At 66.0% G+C, this 18,238-nt stretch carries 17 protein-coding genes; 8 read left to right on the top strand and 9 right to left on the bottom strand.

All coding sequences use genetic code 11. The features are described from left to right. The first annotated feature begins 41 nt into the window (after positions 1 to 41). Both FLG15_RS21275 and FLG15_RS21270 read left to right on the top strand, forming a co-directional pair. Positions 42 to 794, top strand: a complete 753-nt coding sequence (locus tag FLG15_RS21275; RefSeq protein WP_039582685.1) for a glutamine amidotransferase — start codon at positions 42 to 44, stop codon at positions 792 to 794. A 59-nt stretch (positions 795 to 853) separates the two neighbouring features. Beyond that, positions 854 to 1,753, top strand: coding sequence for a BPSS1780 family membrane protein (locus FLG15_RS21270; protein WP_057679939.1), 900 nt, complete (start codon positions 854 to 856; stop codon positions 1,751 to 1,753). Between the two features lie 75 nt (positions 1,754 to 1,828). Here FLG15_RS21270 and FLG15_RS21265 read toward each other — a convergent pair whose 3' ends face one another. From FLG15_RS21265 to FLG15_RS21240, 5 genes are all read right to left on the bottom strand, one after another. After that, on the bottom strand, positions 1,829 to 2,152 hold the full coding sequence (locus FLG15_RS21265; protein WP_057679940.1) for a hypothetical protein: 324 nt from the start codon (positions 2,150 to 2,152) through the stop codon (positions 1,829 to 1,831). Positions 2,153 to 2,520: 368 nt separating this feature from the next. Continuing rightward, positions 2,521 to 3,258: a twin-arginine translocase subunit TatC gene (gene tatC / locus FLG15_RS21255; protein ID WP_057679942.1), complete on the bottom strand. Its 738-nt coding sequence runs from the start codon at positions 3,256 to 3,258 to the stop codon at positions 2,521 to 2,523. Then, complete coding sequence (tatB, locus tag FLG15_RS21250; protein ID WP_150147341.1) at positions 3,255 to 3,881, bottom strand: Sec-independent protein translocase protein TatB; 627 nt, start codon at positions 3,879 to 3,881, stop codon at positions 3,255 to 3,257. Before tatB ends, tatC begins: the two co-directional genes overlap by 4 nt. 15 nt (positions 3,882 to 3,896) lie before the next feature. Further along, positions 3,897 to 4,124 carry a Sec-independent protein translocase subunit TatA gene (tatA, locus tag FLG15_RS21245; protein WP_003484969.1) on the bottom strand — a complete coding sequence of 76 codons (228 nt, stop codon included), beginning with the start codon at positions 4,122 to 4,124 and terminating at the stop codon, positions 3,897 to 3,899. 72 nt (positions 4,125 to 4,196) lie between these two features. Continuing rightward, positions 4,197 to 5,105 (bottom strand): lipid-binding SYLF domain-containing protein, encoded by a 909-nt coding sequence (locus FLG15_RS21240; protein WP_057679944.1) that lies wholly within the window; start codon positions 5,103 to 5,105, stop codon positions 4,197 to 4,199. A 153-nt stretch (positions 5,106 to 5,258) separates the two neighbouring features. Between FLG15_RS21240 and hemH the strand changes: the two genes are divergently transcribed. Genes hemH through FLG15_RS21225 form a run of 3 tightly spaced genes read left to right on the top strand, consistent with a single transcriptional unit; the run spans position 5,259 to position 7,410 of the window. Next, a complete protein-coding gene (hemH, locus tag FLG15_RS21235) occupies positions 5,259 to 6,224 on the top strand; it encodes a ferrochelatase (RefSeq protein WP_057679945.1) in 966 nt (321 codons plus the stop codon). Positions 6,225 to 6,226: 2 nt separating this feature from the next. After that, a complete protein-coding gene (locus tag FLG15_RS21230; protein ID WP_057679946.1) occupies positions 6,227 to 7,087 on the top strand; it encodes an alpha/beta fold hydrolase in 861 nt (286 codons plus the stop codon). Positions 7,088 to 7,143: 56 nt separating this feature from the next. Further along, positions 7,144 to 7,410: a hypothetical protein gene (locus FLG15_RS21225; RefSeq protein WP_237377062.1), complete on the top strand. Its 267-nt coding sequence runs from the start codon at positions 7,144 to 7,146 to the stop codon at positions 7,408 to 7,410. Between the two features lie 122 nt (positions 7,411 to 7,532). On the opposite strand, the gene FLG15_RS21220 is transcribed toward FLG15_RS21225, so the two are convergent. The 3 genes from FLG15_RS21220 to ttcA all read right to left on the bottom strand — a co-directional run bounded on the left by FLG15_RS21220 (position 7,533) and on the right by ttcA (position 10,585). Continuing rightward, on the bottom strand, positions 7,533 to 8,318 hold the full coding sequence (locus FLG15_RS21220; RefSeq protein ID WP_057679948.1) for a YgjP family zinc-dependent metalloprotease: 786 nt from the start codon (positions 8,316 to 8,318) through the stop codon (positions 7,533 to 7,535). 392 nt (positions 8,319 to 8,710) lie between these two features. After that, positions 8,711 to 9,616, bottom strand: a complete 906-nt coding sequence (locus FLG15_RS21215) for a recombination-associated protein RdgC (protein ID WP_007974628.1) — start codon at positions 9,614 to 9,616, stop codon at positions 8,711 to 8,713. A gap of 60 nt (positions 9,617 to 9,676) precedes the next feature. Then, positions 9,677 to 10,585: a tRNA 2-thiocytidine(32) synthetase TtcA gene (gene ttcA, locus FLG15_RS21210; RefSeq protein WP_150147338.1), complete on the bottom strand. Its 909-nt coding sequence runs from the start codon at positions 10,583 to 10,585 to the stop codon at positions 9,677 to 9,679. 689 nt (positions 10,586 to 11,274) lie between these two features. Here ttcA and xylA point away from each other — a divergent pair. After that, positions 11,275 to 12,612, top strand: coding sequence for a xylose isomerase (gene xylA / locus FLG15_RS21200; RefSeq protein ID WP_150147335.1), 1,338 nt, complete (start codon positions 11,275 to 11,277; stop codon positions 12,610 to 12,612). Between the two features lie 214 nt (positions 12,613 to 12,826). On the opposite strand, the gene FLG15_RS21195 is transcribed toward xylA, so the two are convergent. Beyond that, positions 12,827 to 13,900 carry a LacI family DNA-binding transcriptional regulator gene (locus FLG15_RS21195; protein WP_014091472.1) on the bottom strand — a complete coding sequence of 358 codons (1,074 nt, stop codon included), beginning with the start codon at positions 13,898 to 13,900 and terminating at the stop codon, positions 12,827 to 12,829. Positions 13,901 to 14,076: 176 nt separating this feature from the next. Here FLG15_RS21195 and FLG15_RS21190 point away from each other — a divergent pair, with 176 nt between their 5' ends. Both FLG15_RS21190 and FLG15_RS21185 read left to right on the top strand, forming a co-directional pair. Further along, positions 14,077 to 16,272 carry an alpha-glucuronidase family glycosyl hydrolase gene (locus FLG15_RS21190; protein WP_150147775.1) on the top strand — a complete coding sequence of 732 codons (2,196 nt, stop codon included), beginning with the start codon at positions 14,077 to 14,079 and terminating at the stop codon, positions 16,270 to 16,272. Then, positions 16,269 to 18,233, top strand: a complete 1,965-nt coding sequence (locus FLG15_RS21185) for a sialate O-acetylesterase (RefSeq protein ID WP_150147332.1) — start codon at positions 16,269 to 16,271, stop codon at positions 18,231 to 18,233. The genes FLG15_RS21190 and FLG15_RS21185 overlap by 4 nt, the downstream gene beginning before the upstream one ends. The last annotated feature ends 5 nt before the right edge of the window (positions 18,234 to 18,238 follow it).

Here is an 18,238-nt window from a genome sequence, read left to right as displayed (position 1 = left end):
GCCTACAATCGGGGACATCTGTCGTGTCCGGATCTTCGCGCATGTCCGTTTTGCCGTTCCTGATCATCGAAACCGGGCAGCCCGTGCCGGAGATGAGGCGATACGGCCGTTTTCCGCACTGGATCCGCGTGGCGGCCGGGCTGGCCGAGCAGGAAACGGTGGCCATCGACGTGGCCAATGGCGACGCGCTGCCCGATCCGGCCGACTTTGCCGGCATCATCGTCAGCGGTTCGGCGGCCTTCGTCACCGACCGCGCCGACTGGAGCGAACGCAGTGCCGAATGGCTGCGCCATGCCGCCCATCAGGGCATGCCGCTGCTGGGCATCTGCTACGGGCACCAGTTGCTGGCGCACGCGCTGGGCGGCGAGGTCGACTACAACCCGGCCGGGCGCGAATCCGGGACCATCGCGCTGGAGCTGCACCCGCCGGCTGAGCAGGATCCTTTATTCGCAGGGCTTCCGCCGCAGTTCCCGGCCCATGCCACCCATCTGCAGACGGTCGTGCGTGCCCCGGATGGCGCCATCGTGCTGGCGCACTCCCGGCAGGACCGCTGCCATGCCTTCCGCTGGGGCCGGGCCACCTGGGGCGTCCAGTTCCACCCCGAATTCGCCACCCACCATATGCGCGGCTATGTGCAGGCGCGTGCCGACTGCATCGCCCGCCACGGGCGTTGCGCCCGCACGGTCGCCCGCGAGGTCACCGCCGCCCCCATCGCCCGCAAGCTGTTGCGCCGCTTCGTGCATCATGCACGCCGGTTGCAAACCGTGAGCGCTCGTCCCGCCGCGCACACGTAAAAGCAGCGATAATCGCGTGACGCCGGATGGTCCGGCGCGCGTATCGATCCGGAATGGGAATGAGCGAAATTCGTAAGGTGCCGGCATCTGCCGGCGCAGAGTGGCTGTTGACCGGTTTCTCGCTGTTGAAGCGGGCGCCGCTGGCGCTTGGCTCGATGGGGGTGATCTGGAGCGTGGCCGCCTCGCTGGTGGTGTCGCTCTCGGTGCTGGTGCCGCTGTTGGGTCCGGCTCTGCAGTTCCTGCTGGTGCTGGCGGGGCCATTGTTCATGGGCGGCCTGCTGTGGGCCATCCGTGAAGTGGACGAAGGCCGCGTCGCCAAACCGTCGCATCTGCTGCACGGCCTGCAGGACGGCCGCGCGCCGCATCTGCTGGTGTCGCTGCTGCCGCAGCTGATCGCCGGCCTGCTGCTGGGCGTGCTGCTGCTGGCGATGATCGGCGCCAGCGGGCTGCAGCAGTTGTCCGAAGTGATGGTCAAGATCAACCAGATCAGCCAGTCCGGCGCGCAGCCGGATCCGGTGCAGATCGAGCAGCTGGCCGCCAGCCTGCCGGCCGGGCGCATCCTGCTGTGGCTGCTGCTGACCATCGCCACCTTCGCGGCAATGACGCTGGCGCTGTTCGTGATGCCGCCGCAGGTGATGTTCGACCGCAGCACCGGCGGCCACGCGCTGCGCGAAAGCCTGCGCGCCAGCCTGCACAACCTGCCGGCGATGCTGGTGTTCTTCGTGCTGGCCTTCATCGCCATTTTCGCGATCTATTTCGCGGTCATGATCGTCGCGCTGATCGTCGGCCTGATCGCCGGCCAGACCGTGGCGATGTGGCTGGCCCAGCTGCTGCTGATGGCGGTGCTGATGCCGGTATTCGCCGGCTCGGTCTACGCCGCATGGAAGCAGATGTTCACCCACGACGGCGCCGCCGCCCAACCAGCCCCGCCATCCCGGCCGGATGTGTTTGCAGCTTGATCTTGCGAGCCTTAGGAGCGCACTTAATCGCGATCGCACGTTGCATGGAAAACCGATTGCGCTGCGTGGATGTTGCTACCTGCCTCGCCTCTTGCGACGCACATAAGAGGTGCGTACCAACAGCGTGAGAAAGAAACTCGGCAAGATCAAAAACACAAGACCGACGATCCAGCCGAACAAGTGGGCAACTGCCCTCGCTGCTCCATCGTTGGGGTTGAAGGGATGTTCGTAGGACCACGCGACTGACAGAGACGTCAGGCGCCAGCACAGTAAGGTGCCAAGAGCGAGTACCAGCATCTGAATCAGCAGACGGAACCTGCCTGCTGTATGCAATGAACCTGAAAAAATGCCGGTGGCGATGCCGATAAGGACCCAAGGCAAGTCATAGGGATTCTCCATGACCGCGACGATAAGTCCGGATTGTGGGGCGACAATGAAGTCAGCAAACGTCGGCTGGCTGAATTGAAGGCCCCGCCACGCTAGAGGCCTGAGCTGTTAGGTGCCAAGCCTGTTATTGGCAAGCAAGCGCGCCAACACGTTATAACCAACGTCTGCCAGCTCCGCCTCAGGCACTGATGCCAAGTCGCTGAGGCAACCAGAAGGATAGTCGTTGAAGGTAAAAAGGCTCTCGGATACCCACGTGCCAGGCCCGTGACCTTTGCGGACGTCATCGAGAATCACCCTCAGCGAGCCGTCGGGTAACTCAGCGAGACTGCACAGAACAGCCATGTCCCTCACGGGCGCTTTCTGTGAGCTTTCCATGACATCTAGTTTTCCTTCGGCCCTACCGCACGAGACGCAATGATGCCCAGCTCGTAGAGCAGGCACATCGGGATGGCCAGCATCAGCTGCGAGACCACGTCCGGCGGGGTGAGCACGGCAGCCAGGATGAAGATGCCGACGATGGCGTAGCCGCGGCCTTCGCTGAGCTGCTTGGGGCTGACCCAGCCCAGCAGCACCAGGATCACCAAGGCCACCGGCAGCTCGAAGCTGGCACCGAAGGCGAAGAAAATGGCCAGGACGAAATCCAGGTACGAATTGGCATCCGGGGTAATGGCGATCACGTCCGGCTTGAACGTGGTCAGGAAGTGGAACACCGCCGGCAACACCAGGAAATAGGCGAACGCGCAGCCGATGTAGAACAGTGCGACCGCCGAGGCCAGCAGTGGAAACGCCAGCTTCTTTTCGCGCTGGTACAACCCCGGCGCCACGAACGCCCAGGCCTGATACAGCAGCCACGGCACGCTGAAGAACACCGCCACGAAGAAGGTCAGCTTGAGCGGGGCGAAGAAGGCGCCGGCTGGATTCATCGCGATCATCGTCTGCCCCAGCGGCAGTTGCGAGATCAGCGGTGCGGCCAGCCAGGAATAGATCGCCCGCGAAAACGGCAGCAGGGCCAGCAGCACCACGCCCAGGCCAATCAGCGCGCGGACCAGGCGGGCGCGTAATTCGACCAGATGCTCGATCAGACTGCTTTCGGCCTGTGCGTCGTCGAACAGGCTCACGGCTGTTTCTCCTGAATCTTGGCTGGCGCGTTGGGTATCGACGCGGCCGGTGTGCCCGCATCGACTGGCGCGACGGCGACCGCCTCAGGCGCGCTGGCAAGATGCGCGGCGTGCGGCGCGGGCACTCTCGTGTCGTGGGGAGCCGGGACCAAGGGTTGCTGCGGCGCTGGCGCAATAGGTTGAGCCTGCGCGATCACCGGCGCGGTGTGTGCAGTTCCAGCCGCTTCGGTGGCGCCTGCTGCCGTATCGACATTGAGGCTGGCAGACAAATCCGCATGCGCCAGTTCCAGCGGCGTTGCCACCGGCGTGGCGCTGGCGCGGATGTCGATATCGCGGCCGACGTCCTCGTGCAGCGCGCGGGCGCCCTGCTCGACCTGCTGCTGCGTAGTGCGTAGCTGGTCTTCGGCCTCGCGCAGCGAGGCTTGCACGTCCTGCAGGCTGCGCTTGAGCTCTTCGGCCTCGAGTTCGCGTTCGAGTTCCTGCTTGACCGAATCCCACTGCATTCGGGCACGGCGCACCCACAATCCGGCAAACCGGGCCGCCTTGGGCAAACGCTCGGGGCCGAGCACCACCAGGGCGACGACCGCAATGAGCGTCAGTTCGCCAACACCTATGTCAAACACCGACGCCGCTCCGGATCAGCGCGCGTCGCGGTCGCGTTCGGCCTGCGCCTCACGCGCCTGCTCGGCAGTGCGGGAGTCGTCGCCGAGCTTGCCGGCCGGCTTGTCGTCGTCGTGCATGCCTTTCTTGAATTCCTTGACCGCGCTGCCGAGATCCTTGGCACCGCTGGTGAGCCGCTTGGTACCGAACACCAGCAACACGATCACCAGCACGATCAGCCAGTGCCAAATGCTGAAACCGCCCATGATCTGCTCGCTTGCTTGAAAGATGGAACGCGCAGGATACCCCAGCGCACCGCGCAGGGGGATGACAGTGCGTCAGCGGTTGCCGTCTAGGGATTCGGTGCGGATTTCGCCCTCCGAAACCGGCTGGAAGCCTTGCTGGGCGGGCGGCGTGGTGCTCGGCTGCATCGGTACGGTGCTGGCTTCGCTGGCCGGCGGCGGCACGTTGGCCGGTTGCTGTGCCTGCGCCGGTGGCGGGGTCTGCGGACGCGGTACCGGCGGCGCGCCATCGGCGGCGGCGTCGGTGCTGCGATTGGCGCGTGCGGTGTAGGTCGCCTCTTCCAGCCGGTCGCGGAAGGCGATCACATCGGTGGACGGACGTTCGTTGGTGCGGCCTTCGAAAATCATGCGCGGGGTCGCGCCGCTGCCGTAGGCATTGAGGTCGGCGGCATCGTCGATCTGCAGGACCGCACCATCCAGCGCAACGCCGGCGAACAGGCCACGGGCACGCGACCACGACCAGATTTCGGCCTTGAGCTGGCCGTCGGTGGCCGCGGCGGCGTTCCGGCCAACCGGACCTGCAGCCACGCCGGCGTCGGCACCGAGGGTGAACTTGCCGTTGACGATGTTGTCCAGGCTGCGGTCATTGCGGAACACCAGCACCACGTCGGACGATTGCACGCCGGCCTGGAAGCCGATGCTGCCGCCGGTGAGCTTGACGAACACCGGCTGCGACCAGCTGCCGTCGGGATTCTTCATCGACATCAGGCCGTGGCCGCGGCGGCCACCGATCACCAGGCCGGCCTTCAGCGTGTCGGGAATGACCACGATGGCGCGCGCCTCGTCGAGCAGTTTGTCCGGAATGGCCTGCTCGGGGATCTTCATGATCTCGGTCAGCACCCGCACCGCATTGCGTGCGCGCTGGTCTTCTTCCGGGCCGGCGACGGCATGGCCGGCGACCAACGTCAGCGACAACAACAGGGCCAGGCGCGACAAACGAGGCATGACAAGCTCCAAGGAAGAATCCGTTAAAGATAGCAATGCCGCGACGTTAGTGCCGGCGCAATGAATCGGTGGTGAGCGCAACCGGCATACAAGACAGGGCCGATCGCAGCGATCGTTGCGCTGTTGTCGGCAGCGCTGCCCGGCTCTGCCAGAATGGTGCGCATGAACACGACACCCGATACCGCCCTGCTGGTCGTCAACCTGGGCACTCCCGAATCGCCGACCGCCCCGGCCGTGCGCCGCTACCTGGCCGAGTTCCTCAGCGACCGCCGCGTGGTCGCGATTCCACCACTGTTCTGGAAGCCGCTGCTGTACGGGGTGATCCTGCCGATCCGCGGGCCGAAATCGGCCGAAAAATACGCCAAGGTGTGGTTGCCGGAGGGCTCACCGCTGGCGGTCTACACGCGCCGCCTGACCGAAGGCCTGCAAGCGGTCATGCCCGACTGGCACGTGGAATGGGCCATGCGCTACGGCGAGCCGGCGTTGCGCAAGACGCTGGAAGGGCTGCGCGCACGCGGCATCAAGCGCATCGTGGTGCTGCCGCTGTATCCGCAGTATTCCACCACCACCACCGCCTCGATCCAGGACGTGGTGGATGCGTGGCGCACCAGCGCGCCGGAGATCGCGGTGGAGGTGATCCAGGACTACTGCGCGGACGCCGGCTGGGTGGCCGCGATCGCCGAGTCGATCCGCACGCACTGGCAGGTGCATGGCCGCAGCGAGAAGTTGATGTTCTCCTTCCACGGCCTGCCGCAGCGCGTGGCCAATGCCGGCGACCCGTATCCGCAGCAGTGCGAACGCAGCGCGCAGGCCATCGTGGCAGCGCTGGGACTGGGAGCGGACGAGTGGCAGATGGGCTACCAGTCGCGCTTCGGCGCCGAACGCTGGCTGCAGCCGTACGCCGAACCCACGCTGTGGGCGTTGGCCGAAGGCGGTGTGCGCAGCTTCGACCTGGTCTGCCCGGGCTTTGCCACCGATTGCCTGGAAACCTTGGAAGAAGTGGCGCTGGGCTTTGCCGAAACGCTGGCCGAACGTGGTGCCACGCTCAGCTACATCCCCTGCCTCAACGCCAGCGACGCGCACGCGCACGCGCTGGCCGCCGTGGCGCGCCGCGCGTGAGGTTGGAGCCGTTTGCGTGCGACCTCGCCATCGGCCGGGTCACCGGATTGCGCAACCAAGATCGCGGCCCGCGCCGGGTGCTGGCCTTGCATGGCTGGCTGGATAATGCGGCCAGCTTCGTGCCGCTGAGCGCGCATCTGCCCGCGCAGGAGCTGGATCTGGTGCTGCTGGATCTGCCGGGCCATGGCCACAGCGCTTGGCTGCCGGTAGGCGCCGAATACACGCTCAGCAGCGCGATCGCCATCTTGTTGCAGGTCGCCGATGCCCTGGGCTGGCAGCGCTTCACCTTGCTCGGCCACTCGATGGGAGGCGGCATTGCCAGCCTGCTGGCCGCCGCTGCGCCCGAGCGCGTGGAAGCCTTGATCGCCATCGAGGCGCTGGGCGCACTGGCCGAGCCCGTGGAAACCACCGCCACCCGCCTGCGCGATGCCGTCGCCTCGGCACGCACGTTGGCAGAGCGGCCGCTGCGGGTGTTTCCGTCGATGGAGATGCCTGTGCGCGCGCGCATGATGGCCAACCAACTCACCGAACCGGCTGCACGGCTGCTGGTCGAACGCGGCGTCCGCGTGGTGGAAGGTGGCTACAGCTGGTGCAGCGACCCGCGCCTGACCCTGCCCACCGCCATCCGCATGACCGAAGCGCAGATCGACGTGCTGCTGGCCTCCATCGCCTGCCCCGCCCAGGCGATCTTCGCCACGCCCGCGCAGCCGTATTTCCCGGACGCATTGCGCGACCACCGCGTGGCGATGATGCGCGATGCACGCTTGCAGCTGCTGCCCGGCACCCACCACGTACACATGGAAATGCCCGAAGCAGTCGCGGCGGTGATCAATGGCTTCTTGGATGATGTGCGCCATGTGTGATGCGCAGAGGCGAATCGTGCAGGCGAACTAGACCCATGGCCGATGCTGCCCGTGTCGTGAGCGCACTTGAATCCTTCGATCGGTGGCATGCGCCGTGGACCTTTCTCCAGGCCGTGCGCGCCGCTGCCGACCTGGATGCAGGCGATCGCGTCCTGTTGGACCAGGCGTGGGCAGCGGCGTGTCACGCCGACCACTGGATGTCGGCGCGCACCCTGGACGCAGGCGTTGCGGCTGCAGAACACGCCCTGTCAAAACGCGTTGCCTGGCTGTCGCCGCTGGCCTGCCGGCAACTTGCCCGGGCTGCCTCCTACGCGTGGCGCTAGCGGCGTCTTCGCTGCAGCGTTGACCACTCGCTGATGCCGGCCGCACCGATCGCCCGTTGCTGTTGCCGCAGCCTTGCCACTGCCGCGAAGGCACGTCATCGCAGCCGCGCGCTACGCCTGGGTCACTGCGCCTGCAGCAGCCGCCGCAGCTGCGCCTTGAGCTGGCGGCCGTGTTCGTGAAAGTAACTGCGCTCTTCGCGCCAACTGGGAAAACGTTGCTCCACTTCGGCCCAGAACGCGGGCGAGTGGTTGGCCTGTACCAGGTGGCAGAGCTCGTGCACCAGCACGTATTCGAACGCGGAAGGGCGACCAAGCACCAGCGCCAGGTCCAACGCCATCGAGCCATCCGGTGCGAGCGAGCCCCACTGCGATGACATCACCTTCAGCCGCAGTCGTGCCGGTGCGCGCGGCAGGCCGGGCAGATAACCCGGCAACCAGCGACCAACATCGGCGCGCGCCTGCGCTTCGTAGAATTCCTTCAAGGTGCGGCGCAAGCCGGCATCGCCCACACGGGTGGGCACATGGAACTGCGCCCCGTCGTCGGTGATATCGATGCGTGCGTAGCGCCCTTCGTGCCAGCTCAACGGCAGCAACGCGCCGCGCAGCGGCAGTTGCCCGGGTACGCCACGCTCAAGCGCAGGAAACGCATCGACCTGCTGATACCGCGACAGCTGCGTGGTCAGCCAGTCCAGATGCGCATGCAGAAACCGTTCGCCGGAAATCAGGCTTGCGCGCAGCGGCAAGGTCAGCCGTGCGCCGCGCTCGTCGACGCTGAGTTTGATGCGTCGCGCACGCGGGTCGCGCACGCGCAGCACCGCGATATCGCGGCCGTCCAGCTGCACGTGCACGCAGTCGCGTTCGACAACCTGCGAGGGCGGAACAATCAGGCGGCGGACGGGCTTGAACATGCGCACAGGATACCGCCGCGATGTGTCAGGCGGTGAGACGCGTTGACTGCCGCACGCGGTGATGGCCAGACCGTGATCGATGCCCTGCCTGGGCGCGATTGGCCAACCGATGGATCAGTCGCAGAGCAGCCGATCTGCGTCGCGCCCGGTCCGTGTCCACCACCGTCGCAGGACACATCCCACGTATGCCCTTCACGAAAGCAGCGCAAGAACGCCTTGGCGCGGTGTACTGACCGCTGGCGGGACCGATGGCGGTGCGGATGCCGCCATCGACTCTCAGAGAGGGCTCACGGCGTGTCCTGCGCGCAGTGAGCCCACCGCACCGTCGACTCACCGCTTTTCACTCATGTATCGAATCGCGCCTGACAACGCCGCCACAGTTGGAAAACCGGTTACTCGGCCTTGCTCAACTTCAACGCGGTTTCCAGCAACAGGAACAACCGGCGGATCTCGGCGCTCATCAACGCAAAGCGCGCGTCGAGTTCGGCGCGTGCGCCGTCGTCTTCGCTGTGTTCGAGCTGATCCAGGGCGCCGTCGAGGAACTTGAGCTTGCGAATCACCAGATCGTCGCCGAGCACGAACGACAGATTGTCGTCCAGCACCAGCGCCAGCTTGGTGACCTGCTTGCCGGCTTCCAGGTGCTTGTCGATCTCGTCGCCGCGCAGTTCCTGGTGCTGGCACTTGACCACCGCGCCGCCTTCGATCGGGTCCTTCATCTCGCACTCTTCGCCCAGGCTAAGGCCTTCGGGCAAGGGTTCGCCGGCGATCCAGCCGGTGAGGATGGCGCGCGGGGCCACTTCGGCATTCAACGGCAGCGCCGGAAAGCTGCCCAGCGCGCCACGGATCTCGCTCATCACGTTCTCGCCGCTCTTGCGGCTGGAACTGTTGACCGCGATGTAGCCGTGCTGCAGGTCCAGGATGGCGTCGGTGCGCGAGCTCTTGACGAAGGCGCGCGGCAGCAGCTCATGGATCAGGTCGTCCTTGAGGCGCTTGCGTGCCTTGCCACCGGGGCGGCGGCCTTCCTTTTCCTCGATCTCGGCCACCTTGCGCTCGAGCAGGTCGTTGACCACCGCGCCGGGCAGGATCTTGTCCTCGCCGCCGACGGTGAGCCACAGAAAATCTTCCAGACGGTGCGAAAGCACTTCCTGCTCGTCGCGGCCGAACGGCGAAATGAAACCGCGCGAACTCATTTCCAGCGGGCCGACCGGCTTGAGCTGCACTTGCGGCAGCAGCGTGTCGATCTCGGAGAAATCCAGCGTGGTGGGAAAACGGAACAGGGTGAGATTGCGAAAGAACATGCGTTGGACCGAAGAAGACAAACGTGGAGGTGGAAGACCGACGGCGACCGAGCGGGCGCGTCAGTCGCTATCGTGTGTGCTGTCGCCGGCGGCGTGCCAGGCGATGGGATCGGGCGCGCTGGCGTCGGAGCGGCGGCCCAGCGCCAGGAAATCGAACAAGGCGCGGTCGGCCAGTTGCTCGGGCCGTACGTCGCCCAGCGCGCGCGCAATCTGTTCCACCCGCCCCGGATGGTCGCGGTCCCATTGCTGCAGCATGCGGCCCACCTGCTGGCGCTGCAGGTTCTGCTGGCTACCGCACAGGTTGCACGGAATGATCGGGAACTGGCGCAGCTGTGCGTAGGCGGCGATATCGGCTTCGCGCACATAGGCCAGCGGGCGGATCACCACATGCGCACCGTCGTCGCTGCGCAGCTTGGGCGCCATCGCGGCCAGGCGCGCGTGGTGAAACAGGTTCATGAAGAACGTGGCAACGATGTCGTCGCGGTGGTGGCCGAGCGCGATCTTGGTCACCCCATGCGCCTGCGCGTAGGCGTACAAGGCGCCGCGCCGCAGCCGCGAGCACAGCGAACACATCGTCTTGCCGGCCGGGATCACCCGGCTGACCACCGAGTAGGTGTCCTGCTCGACGATGTCGAACGGCACGCCCTGCTCGCGCAGATAGCGGGGAAGCACCTCGGCGGGAAACTCCGGCTGCTTCTGGTCCAGGTTCACCGCCACCAGCGTGAACGGCACCGGCGCCTTGCGCTGCAACTGCAGCAGCATGTCCAGCAAGGTGTAGCTGTCCTTGCCACCGGACAAGCACACCATCACCTTGTCGCCGGCCTCGATCATGCCGAAGTCGGCGATCGCCTGGCCCACCTGGCGCTGCAGCCGTTTGCCCAGGCGCAGCTGATCGGACGGCAACCGCGGGCGCGCGGTGCGCGGCGCGGGGTCGGCCAGGGGTTGCGGCAGCGGCAGGACAGCGGTCATGAGCCGCCCATTGTAGCTGCCGGGGGGATTGGGGTTGAGACTTGGTCGTGAGGCCGGAGGTGGCTGCCCCCATCCGCCCTTCGGGCACCTTCCCCCGTGAACGGGGGAAGGAAGCAAGCCCTCGTCCAAGGGGGGAGCGCTTCCACCCAGCCCGTTTCCGTCAGTGTCCTCTGCTAGCGATCTCCTGCGTCAGTGCCCTCTCCTGGCGATCTCCTGTTCTTGGCGACTCCCTCTTGACGGTCCCGCCGCCCGTGCGGGCGCGCGGGTGCCCGCCGAAGAAGACGCGACCGTCCAATCGCTCTGCAAGTCCCCTCTCCCGCGCGCGGGAGAGGGTGCCCGAAGGGCGGGTGAGGGTCGTACGCCCCAACCCACCAGACATCACCGCACCCCGCCGCCACGCAACAGCTCGCATCTCGCAGCGCAGCAAGCCTTTCGGCGGCGGGCTGGGTAAAGTCTGCAAGACCGTTTCAGCTGGGATCGGCATGACACCTTCGGCTTCGCTATATGGCGCGGCTTTTTTCAGTCGGCTTTTTGATAGCGCTAACATTCTGTGCAGTGCGTAGCGGTACACGCATGCACAGATGCGCTGCAGCGACGCGGCGCCACTAGTCGTTGCGCGTGCCGGCGTCGCAGTGTGTCGATGCCAACCCCCTCCCCCATGACACCCCCTTTCTGCAGGAGTTCACCCCATGAGCAACACCGTTTACATCGGCGCGAAGGAATATTTCCCCGGCATCGGCAAGATCGGCTTCGAAGGCCGCGACTCCGACAACCCGCTCGCGTTCAAGGTCTACGACGCCAACAAGACCATCGGCGACAAGAGCATGGCCGAGCACCTGCGCTTTGCCGTGGCCTACTGGCACAGCTTCTGCGGCAACGGCGCCGATCCGTTCGGCCCGGGCACGCGCGCGTATCCGTGGGACGTGGGCACTACCGCGTTGAACCGCGCCGAAGCCAAGGCCGACGCGGCGTTCGAGTTCTTCACCAAGCTCGGCGTGCCGTATTACTGCTTCCACGATATCGACCTGTCGCCTGATGCCGATGACATCGGCGAGTACGAAAAGAATCTCAAGCACATGGTGGGCATCGCCAAGCAGCGCCAGGCCGACACCGGCGTCAAGCTGTTGTGGGGCACCGCCAACCTCTTCTCGCACCCGCGCTACATGAATGGTGCCTCGACCAATCCGGACTTCAATGTGGTGGCGCGTGCGGCAGTGCAGGTCAAGGCCGCGATCGATGCGACCGTTGAACTCGGCGGCGAGAACTACGTGTTCTGGGGCGGCCGCGAAGGCTATGCCTGCCTGCACAACACGCAGATGAAGCGCGAGCAGGACAACATGGCGCGTTTCCTGACCCTGGCACGCGATTACGGTCGCGCGATCGGCTTCAAGGGCAACTTCCTGATCGAGCCCAAGCCGATGGAGCCGATGAAGCACCAGTACGATTTCGATAGCGCCACCGTAATCGGCTTCTTGCGTCAGCATGGCCTGGACCAGGATTTCAAGCTCAACATCGAAGCCAACCACGCCACGCTGTCGGGCCACAGCTTCGAGCATGACCTGCAGGTTGCCTCTGATGCCGGCCTGCTCGGCAGCATCGATGCCAACCGCGGCAACCCGCAGAACGGCTGGGACACCGACCAGTTCCCAACCGACCTGTACGACACCGTCGGCGCGATGCTGGTGGTGCTGCGGCAGGGCGGGCTGGCACCGGGCGGCTTGAACTTCGATGCCAAGGTGCGGCGCGAATCGTCCGACCCGCAGGACCTGTTCCTGGCGCATATCGGCGGCATGGACGCGTTCGCGCGCGGGCTGGAAGTGGCCAACGCACTGCTGACGTCTTCGCCGCTGGAGCAATGGCGCGCCGAGCGTTACGCCAGCTTCGACAGCGGCGCGGGCGCGGACTTTGCCGCAGGCAAGACCACGCTGGCAGATCTGGCCAAGCATGCGGCCGGCAATGCGCCCCAGCAGATCAGCGGCCGCCAGGAAGCGCACGAAAACCTGATCAATCAGTATCTGACGCGTTGAGCATTGCCGCTGCACGCGCTTGGCATCACCTGGCGCGTGCCATGACTGTCTGCATGGCGACGGTGAGCCAGTGACCACACCGCGGCGGCCAGCACTGGCTGCCGACGTGATGCGTGCTCACCAGACACATGAGCGCACACCGGCAATTTTGGTGTGTTGCATGCAAGCCTGCGAGGCGACCACATCCGGCTTGCGGCATGCAGTGGTCTGATCGCTACGTTGACTCGGCCGCATCGTCCGCTGTCGGTGCGGCCACCGAATCCCGCTTGACCAGCAGGTGCGCGACCACATGATCGACCATCCTTGCCGTACGCTCCTTGGCCCGAATCGTCTTCAGCAAGATATCCAGCGCGGCGTCGGCCATGGCGGCGATGGGCTGCTGCACGGTGGTGATTTCGGGCCACACCGCAGTGGCGGCAGAGGTGTCGTCGAACCCGACCACCGACAGGTCGCGCGGCACATCCAGGCCACGCCGGTGCGCGACCGAGATTGCCGCGGCGGCCATGTCGTCGTTGCTGGCGAAGATGGCGCTCGGGCGACGTTTGCGCGCCAGCAATTTTTCCGCGGCAACCAGGCCGGACTTGTAGGTGTAGTCGCCCGGCTGCACCAGGTGTCGATCCAGGCGCAAACCGGCGTCGGCCAGCGCCGCCTGAAAGCCTTCGAAACGCCGCGTGCTGGCCGACAGATTCGGATGCCCGGCGATGTAGCCGATGCGCGTATGCCCCTGTGCGATCAGGTGCTCGGTGATCTCCTTGGCAGCAGCGAATTCGTCGATGCGCACACACGCCACATCCGGACTGAAATGGTTGGAGGCGATCGCCACCACCGGCACCTTGGCGCGCACCAGCTCCAGCACCGCGGCCCTGGATTCGCACAACGGCGGCGGCAGGATCACACCGGCAACGCCTTTGGCGAGCTTGCGCGCTGCCTTGCGTTCGGCATCGGCGTCCAGGTCATCCCAGCAGTCGATCACCAGCTGGATCGACGTACGCGATGCCACCCGCAACACGCCCAGCAGCAACTCGCGCAGGTAGGCGCCGCTGGGATCGCTGTAGATCAACGCAATCCGCGTGCTCTGCGCGGCTGCCAGTGCACTGGCGGCAAGATTGGGCGTGTAGCCCAGCTTGTCGACCGCGCGCATGACCCGCTCGCGGGTGGCATCGCGCACGCTGCCGGTGTTGTTGACCACGCGCGAGACTGTCATCGGCGAGACCTTTGCCAGCGCTGCCACCTCGTCGATGGTGGTCGCGCGGCTGGTGCGGCGGACCGATTTCCTGACCTTCTCCAAGCGTGGCCTCTTCAAATGCGTGCGAAAGCTGCGGGATGCACGGGCGCTGCTGCGGTAACGCGGACGCCGAGTGCAGGTATGCCGGTGCGAGCCATGGTACCGGGAAGCAGGCAGAGCGGCGATATGCGCCTGCCTGCGCCGGTGACGCTCGAGCATGCCGCATGAGCCGGTCTGCAATGCCGCGGCATGACACGGGTGTCGGCGCATTTACGCTGCAGGCCGGCATGTGGCTGGCACTGTTATGCAGCGGCGTGTTGGTCACCATCAACGCGCACGCAGAAGATGGCTACGATCTATGGTTGCGCTACCAACCGCTGGCCAATGCCGCGCAATTGCGCCAGAACGCCAGCGAACTGGTCATCGTCGGCCAATCGCCCACCGTGCACGCAGCACGCGATGAACTGGCGCGCGGCCTGCAGGGATTGTTGGGAAGCACACCGCCACGCGTGGACGCGGTGACGCAAGATGGCGCCATCGTCTTGGGCGCCGCCAGCGCGCCACAGATTGCCGCCCTGCGGCTCGATACAGGCCAGTTGGGCCGCGATGGCTACCTGATTCGTCGCGCCGACCTAAATGGGCATCAGGTCACCGCCATTGTCGGCGGCAGCGATATCGGCGTGTTGTACGGCACATTCCACCTGTTGCGTCTGCTGCAGACCGGGCAGTCGCTCACAGCGGTGGATGTGCGCGCATCGCCACGCTTGCAGCTGCGCATGCTCAATCATTGGGACAATCTCGATGGTCTGGTGGAACGCGGCTATGCCGGCGCTTCGCTGTGGAACTGGCAGACGCTGCCCGGCTATCTGGATCCGCGCTACACCGACTACGCGCGTGCCAATGCATCGCTGGGCATCAATGGAACCGTGCTCAACAACGTCAACGCCAAGGCCTGGAGCCTGACGCCGGACTACCTTGACAAGGCGGCCGCCCTGGCGAAGGTGTTTCGTCCGTACGGGATTCGTGTGTTCCTCAGCGCGCGCTTCAGCGCGCCGATCGAAATCGGTGGCCTGACCACCGCCGACCCGCTGGACCCGCAGGTACAGCGCTGGTGGCGCGACACCGCCGACGCCATCTATGCACGCATTCCGGATTTCGGCGGGTTCCTGGTCAAGGCCAACTCCGAAGGCCAGCCCGGTCCGCAGGACTATGGACGCAGCCACGCCGATGGCGCGAACCTGCTGGCCGATGCGCTGGCGCCGCATGGCGGGGTGGTGATGTGGCGTGCCTTCGTCTACTCGCATGAGCAGCCGGACGACCGCGCCAAGCAGGCCTACAGCGAGTTCGTGCCGCTGGATGGCGCCTTTGCCGACAACGTGATCGTGCAGGTGAAAAACGGGGCGATCGACTTCCAGCCACGCGAGCCGTTTCACCCGTTGTTCGGTGCGATGCGCAAGACGCCATTGATGCCGGAATTCCAGATCACCAAGGAATATCTGGGCTTTTCCACCCACCTGGCCTATCTGGGCCCGCTGTTTTCCGAGACCTTGCAAGCGGACACCTATACGCGCGGCAAGGGCTCGACCGTTGCAAAGACAGTGGATGGCCGCTTGTTTACCGACAGCAAACGCACACGGCTGACCGGTATCGCCGGCGTGGCCAATATCGGCGCCGATCGCAACTGGAGCGGCTCGATCTTCGATCAGGCCAACTGGTACGCATACGGGCGGCTGGCGTGGGACCCGCAGCTGTCGCCGCGCGCGATTGCGCAGGAATGGGCGCGCATGACGTTTTCCAACGATCCGGCGGTGGTCGAGCCGGTGGTTTCCATGATGCTGCGCTCGCGCGAGGCGGTGGTGGATTACATGACCCCGCTCGGCCTGCACCACCTGATGGGGCGCGGCCACCATTACGGCCCGGCGCCGTGGGATACAGGCAGCGAACGTCCGGACTGGGACCCGGTGTATTACCACCGCGCCGACCGCAATGGTATTGGCTTCGACCGCAGTGCCAGCGGCAGCAATGCCGTTGCGCAATATGCCCCGCCGGTGGCGCGCGTGTTCGGCGACGTGCAGCGCGTACCCGAGCAGCTGTTGCTGTGGTTCCATCATGTGCCGTGGGATCACCGCATGGCCTCCGGCAGGCCGCTGTGGGACGAACTGGTGTGGCGTTACGACCATGGCGTGGCCGAGGTGACTGCGATGCGCACGACCTGGCAGGGTCTGGCCGGGAAGATCGATGCACAGCGCTACCAGCAGGTCGCCGATTTCCTGGCGATCCAGCAACGGGAGGCGCAGTGGTGGCGCGATGCCAGCATCGCCTATTTCCAGAGCGTGTCCGGGCGCTCGCTGCCTGCAGGCGTCAGCCCGCCGGCGCAGCCGCTGGCGTATTACCAGGCACTGACATTTCCGTATGCACCGGGGAATCCGAAGTGAGCGCATATCGCGTAAAGAGAGTGATCGGCACGCTGTCGGCGTTGCTGCTGCCATACCTTGCCAGCGCAGCGGATGCGCCGCTGCTGCATCCGGTGTTTCAGGACCATGCGGTGCTGCAGCGCGATGCGCCGATCCGCCTGTGGGGCGATGCGGCGCCGGGCACGCGAGTCACCGTGCAACTGGAGCGTGCGCAGGTGCAGGCTCGCGCAGACCGGCAAGGTCACTGGGAAGCGCGCTTGCCCGCGCACGCTGCCGGCGGCCCGTACAGCCTGAAGGCCAGCACGGGCAACGGTGCGATGCAGCAGATCGATGATGTGCTGATCGGCGATGTCTGGCTGTGTTCGGGGCAATCGAACATGGAATTGCAGGTGCATCGCACGCTGGATTCGCGCAGCGAGATTGCCGATGCCGACCACCCCAGCATCCGCATGTTCAAGGTGCCTGCGCGATCCAGCCCGACACCGCAACGCGGTTTCGGCGGCACTGCAACCTGGCAGCCCACCACACCGGAGACGGTGAAGGATTTTTCGGCCGCCTGTTACTACTTCGCACGCGAGTTGCAGAAGCAAGTCGACGTGCCGATGGGGCTGATCAATGCATCGTGGGGCGGTTCGCAACTGCAGGCCTGGATCGGCGACAAGGCCTTGCGTGCCGCTGGCGACGATGGTCCGGCACTGGATGTGCTGGCACGTTATGCAACCGATCCGGTCGCGGCCGCACCGCGTTGGGCCGCGCTGTGGGAAACCTGGTGGCATGCGCATGGCGAAGGCGAGCCGTGGCAGCCGGATGCGCCCGGCGACTGGCAGAACGCGCCGCCGGCCTTGGGCGCATGGGACGACTGGGGCGTGCCGCAACTGGTCGGCTTCAACGGCATGGTCTGGTACCGCACCAGCGTGGAGCTGACACCGGCACAGGCCGCGCAGGACGCCACGTTGTTGCTGGGGCCAGTGGACGAGCTGGATCAGACCTGGGTCAACGGACGCGGCGTGGGCAGCAGCTATGGCGCGGACCAGCCGCGTCGCTACGCGCTGCCGCGCGGACGGCTGCATGCCGGGCGCAACAGCATCGTGCTCAATGTGCTCAATACCTATCGACGCGACGGGCTGCTGGGCGACGCGCCATCGCGCGCACTGCAATTTGCCGATGGCAGCACCGTGGCGCTGGACGCGCCCTGGCAATACCGCATCGTGCCGCAGGCAGTGGGCATGCCTCCGCGCGCACCGTGGTCGTCGGCGGCCGGGCTGACCACCTTGTACAACGGCATGATCGCGCCGCTGGAACACCTGGGCCTGCGTGGCGTGCTGTGGTACCAGGGCGAATCCAATACCGGCGATGCAGCGCGTTATCCGGCCTTGCTCACGGCCTGGCAGCGCGACTGGCGGCAGCGCTTCGGCGCAGTCCTGCCGTTGCTGGTGGTGCAGCTGGCCAATTACGGCGCACCGCCTACCCAGCCGACCGACAGCGGTTGGGCGCAATTGCGCGAAGCGCAGCGGCGTTTCGTCGCCAACGACGCGCACGCAGGATTGGCGGTGGCGATCGATATCGGCGACCGCTACGACATCCATCCGGCCAACAAACAGGAGCTGGGCCGGCGCCTGGCACGCGTCGCGCGGCATGTGGTGTATGGCGAGACGATTGCGCCTTCCGGGCCGGTGCCGCGCAGCGCACGCCGCGCCGGCGAGAGCGTGCGCATCGGCTTCGACGATGTCGACATCACGCTGGTGAGTTACGGCAACGACGCGCCGATCGGCTTCGAGCTCTGCGGCGATGCGGCCGGCAGCTGCCGCTATGCCAGTGCCACGCTGTCCGGGCGCGAGATCAGCCTGGGTGTTCCCGCCGGCGTGCAGGCCACGCGGGTGCGTTACTGCTGGGCCGACAGCCCGGTGTGCACCTTGTACGACCGCAGCGGCCTGCCGGCTGGCCCGTTCGAACTTCCCATCACTGCCACCTCTTCCCCCTGAGCGAG

This window comes from Xanthomonas phaseoli pv. dieffenbachiae, from assembly GCF_008639345.1.
In the GTDB taxonomy this organism is placed as follows: Bacteria; Pseudomonadota; Gammaproteobacteria; order Xanthomonadales; family Xanthomonadaceae; genus Xanthomonas; species Xanthomonas phaseoli.
Note: the sequence above shows the minus strand (reverse complement) of the source record. Positions and strands in the feature narration are given on the sequence as shown.

Coding starts and splice junctions, on each gene's coding strand:
- FLG15_RS21240 (WP_057679944.1), bottom strand. CDS start 5,105: ATGCCTCGTTTGTCGCGCCTGGCCCTGTTGTTGTCGCTGACGTTGGTC.
- xylA (WP_150147335.1), top strand. CDS start 11,275: ATGAGCAACACCGTTTACATCGGCGCGAAGGAATATTTCCCCGGCATC.
- FLG15_RS21215 (WP_007974628.1), bottom strand. CDS start 9,616: ATGTTCTTTCGCAATCTCACCCTGTTCCGTTTTCCCACCACGCTGGAT.
- tatA (WP_003484969.1), bottom strand. CDS start 4,124: ATGGGCGGTTTCAGCATTTGGCACTGGCTGATCGTGCTGGTGATCGTG.
- FLG15_RS21265 (WP_057679940.1), bottom strand. CDS start 2,152: ATGGAGAATCCCTATGACTTGCCTTGGGTCCTTATCGGCATCGCCACC.
- FLG15_RS21220 (WP_057679948.1), bottom strand. CDS start 8,318: ATGTTCAAGCCCGTCCGCCGCCTGATTGTTCCGCCCTCGCAGGTTGTC.
- FLG15_RS21270 (WP_057679939.1), top strand. CDS start 854: ATGAGCGAAATTCGTAAGGTGCCGGCATCTGCCGGCGCAGAGTGGCTG.
- ttcA (WP_150147338.1), bottom strand. CDS start 10,585: ATGACCGCTGTCCTGCCGCTGCCGCAACCCCTGGCCGACCCCGCGCCG.
- FLG15_RS21190 (WP_150147775.1), top strand. CDS start 14,077: ATGCCGCGGCATGACACGGGTGTCGGCGCATTTACGCTGCAGGCCGGC.
- hemH (WP_057679945.1), top strand. CDS start 5,259: ATGGTGCGCATGAACACGACACCCGATACCGCCCTGCTGGTCGTCAAC.
- FLG15_RS21275 (WP_039582685.1), top strand. CDS start 42: ATGTCCGTTTTGCCGTTCCTGATCATCGAAACCGGGCAGCCCGTGCCG.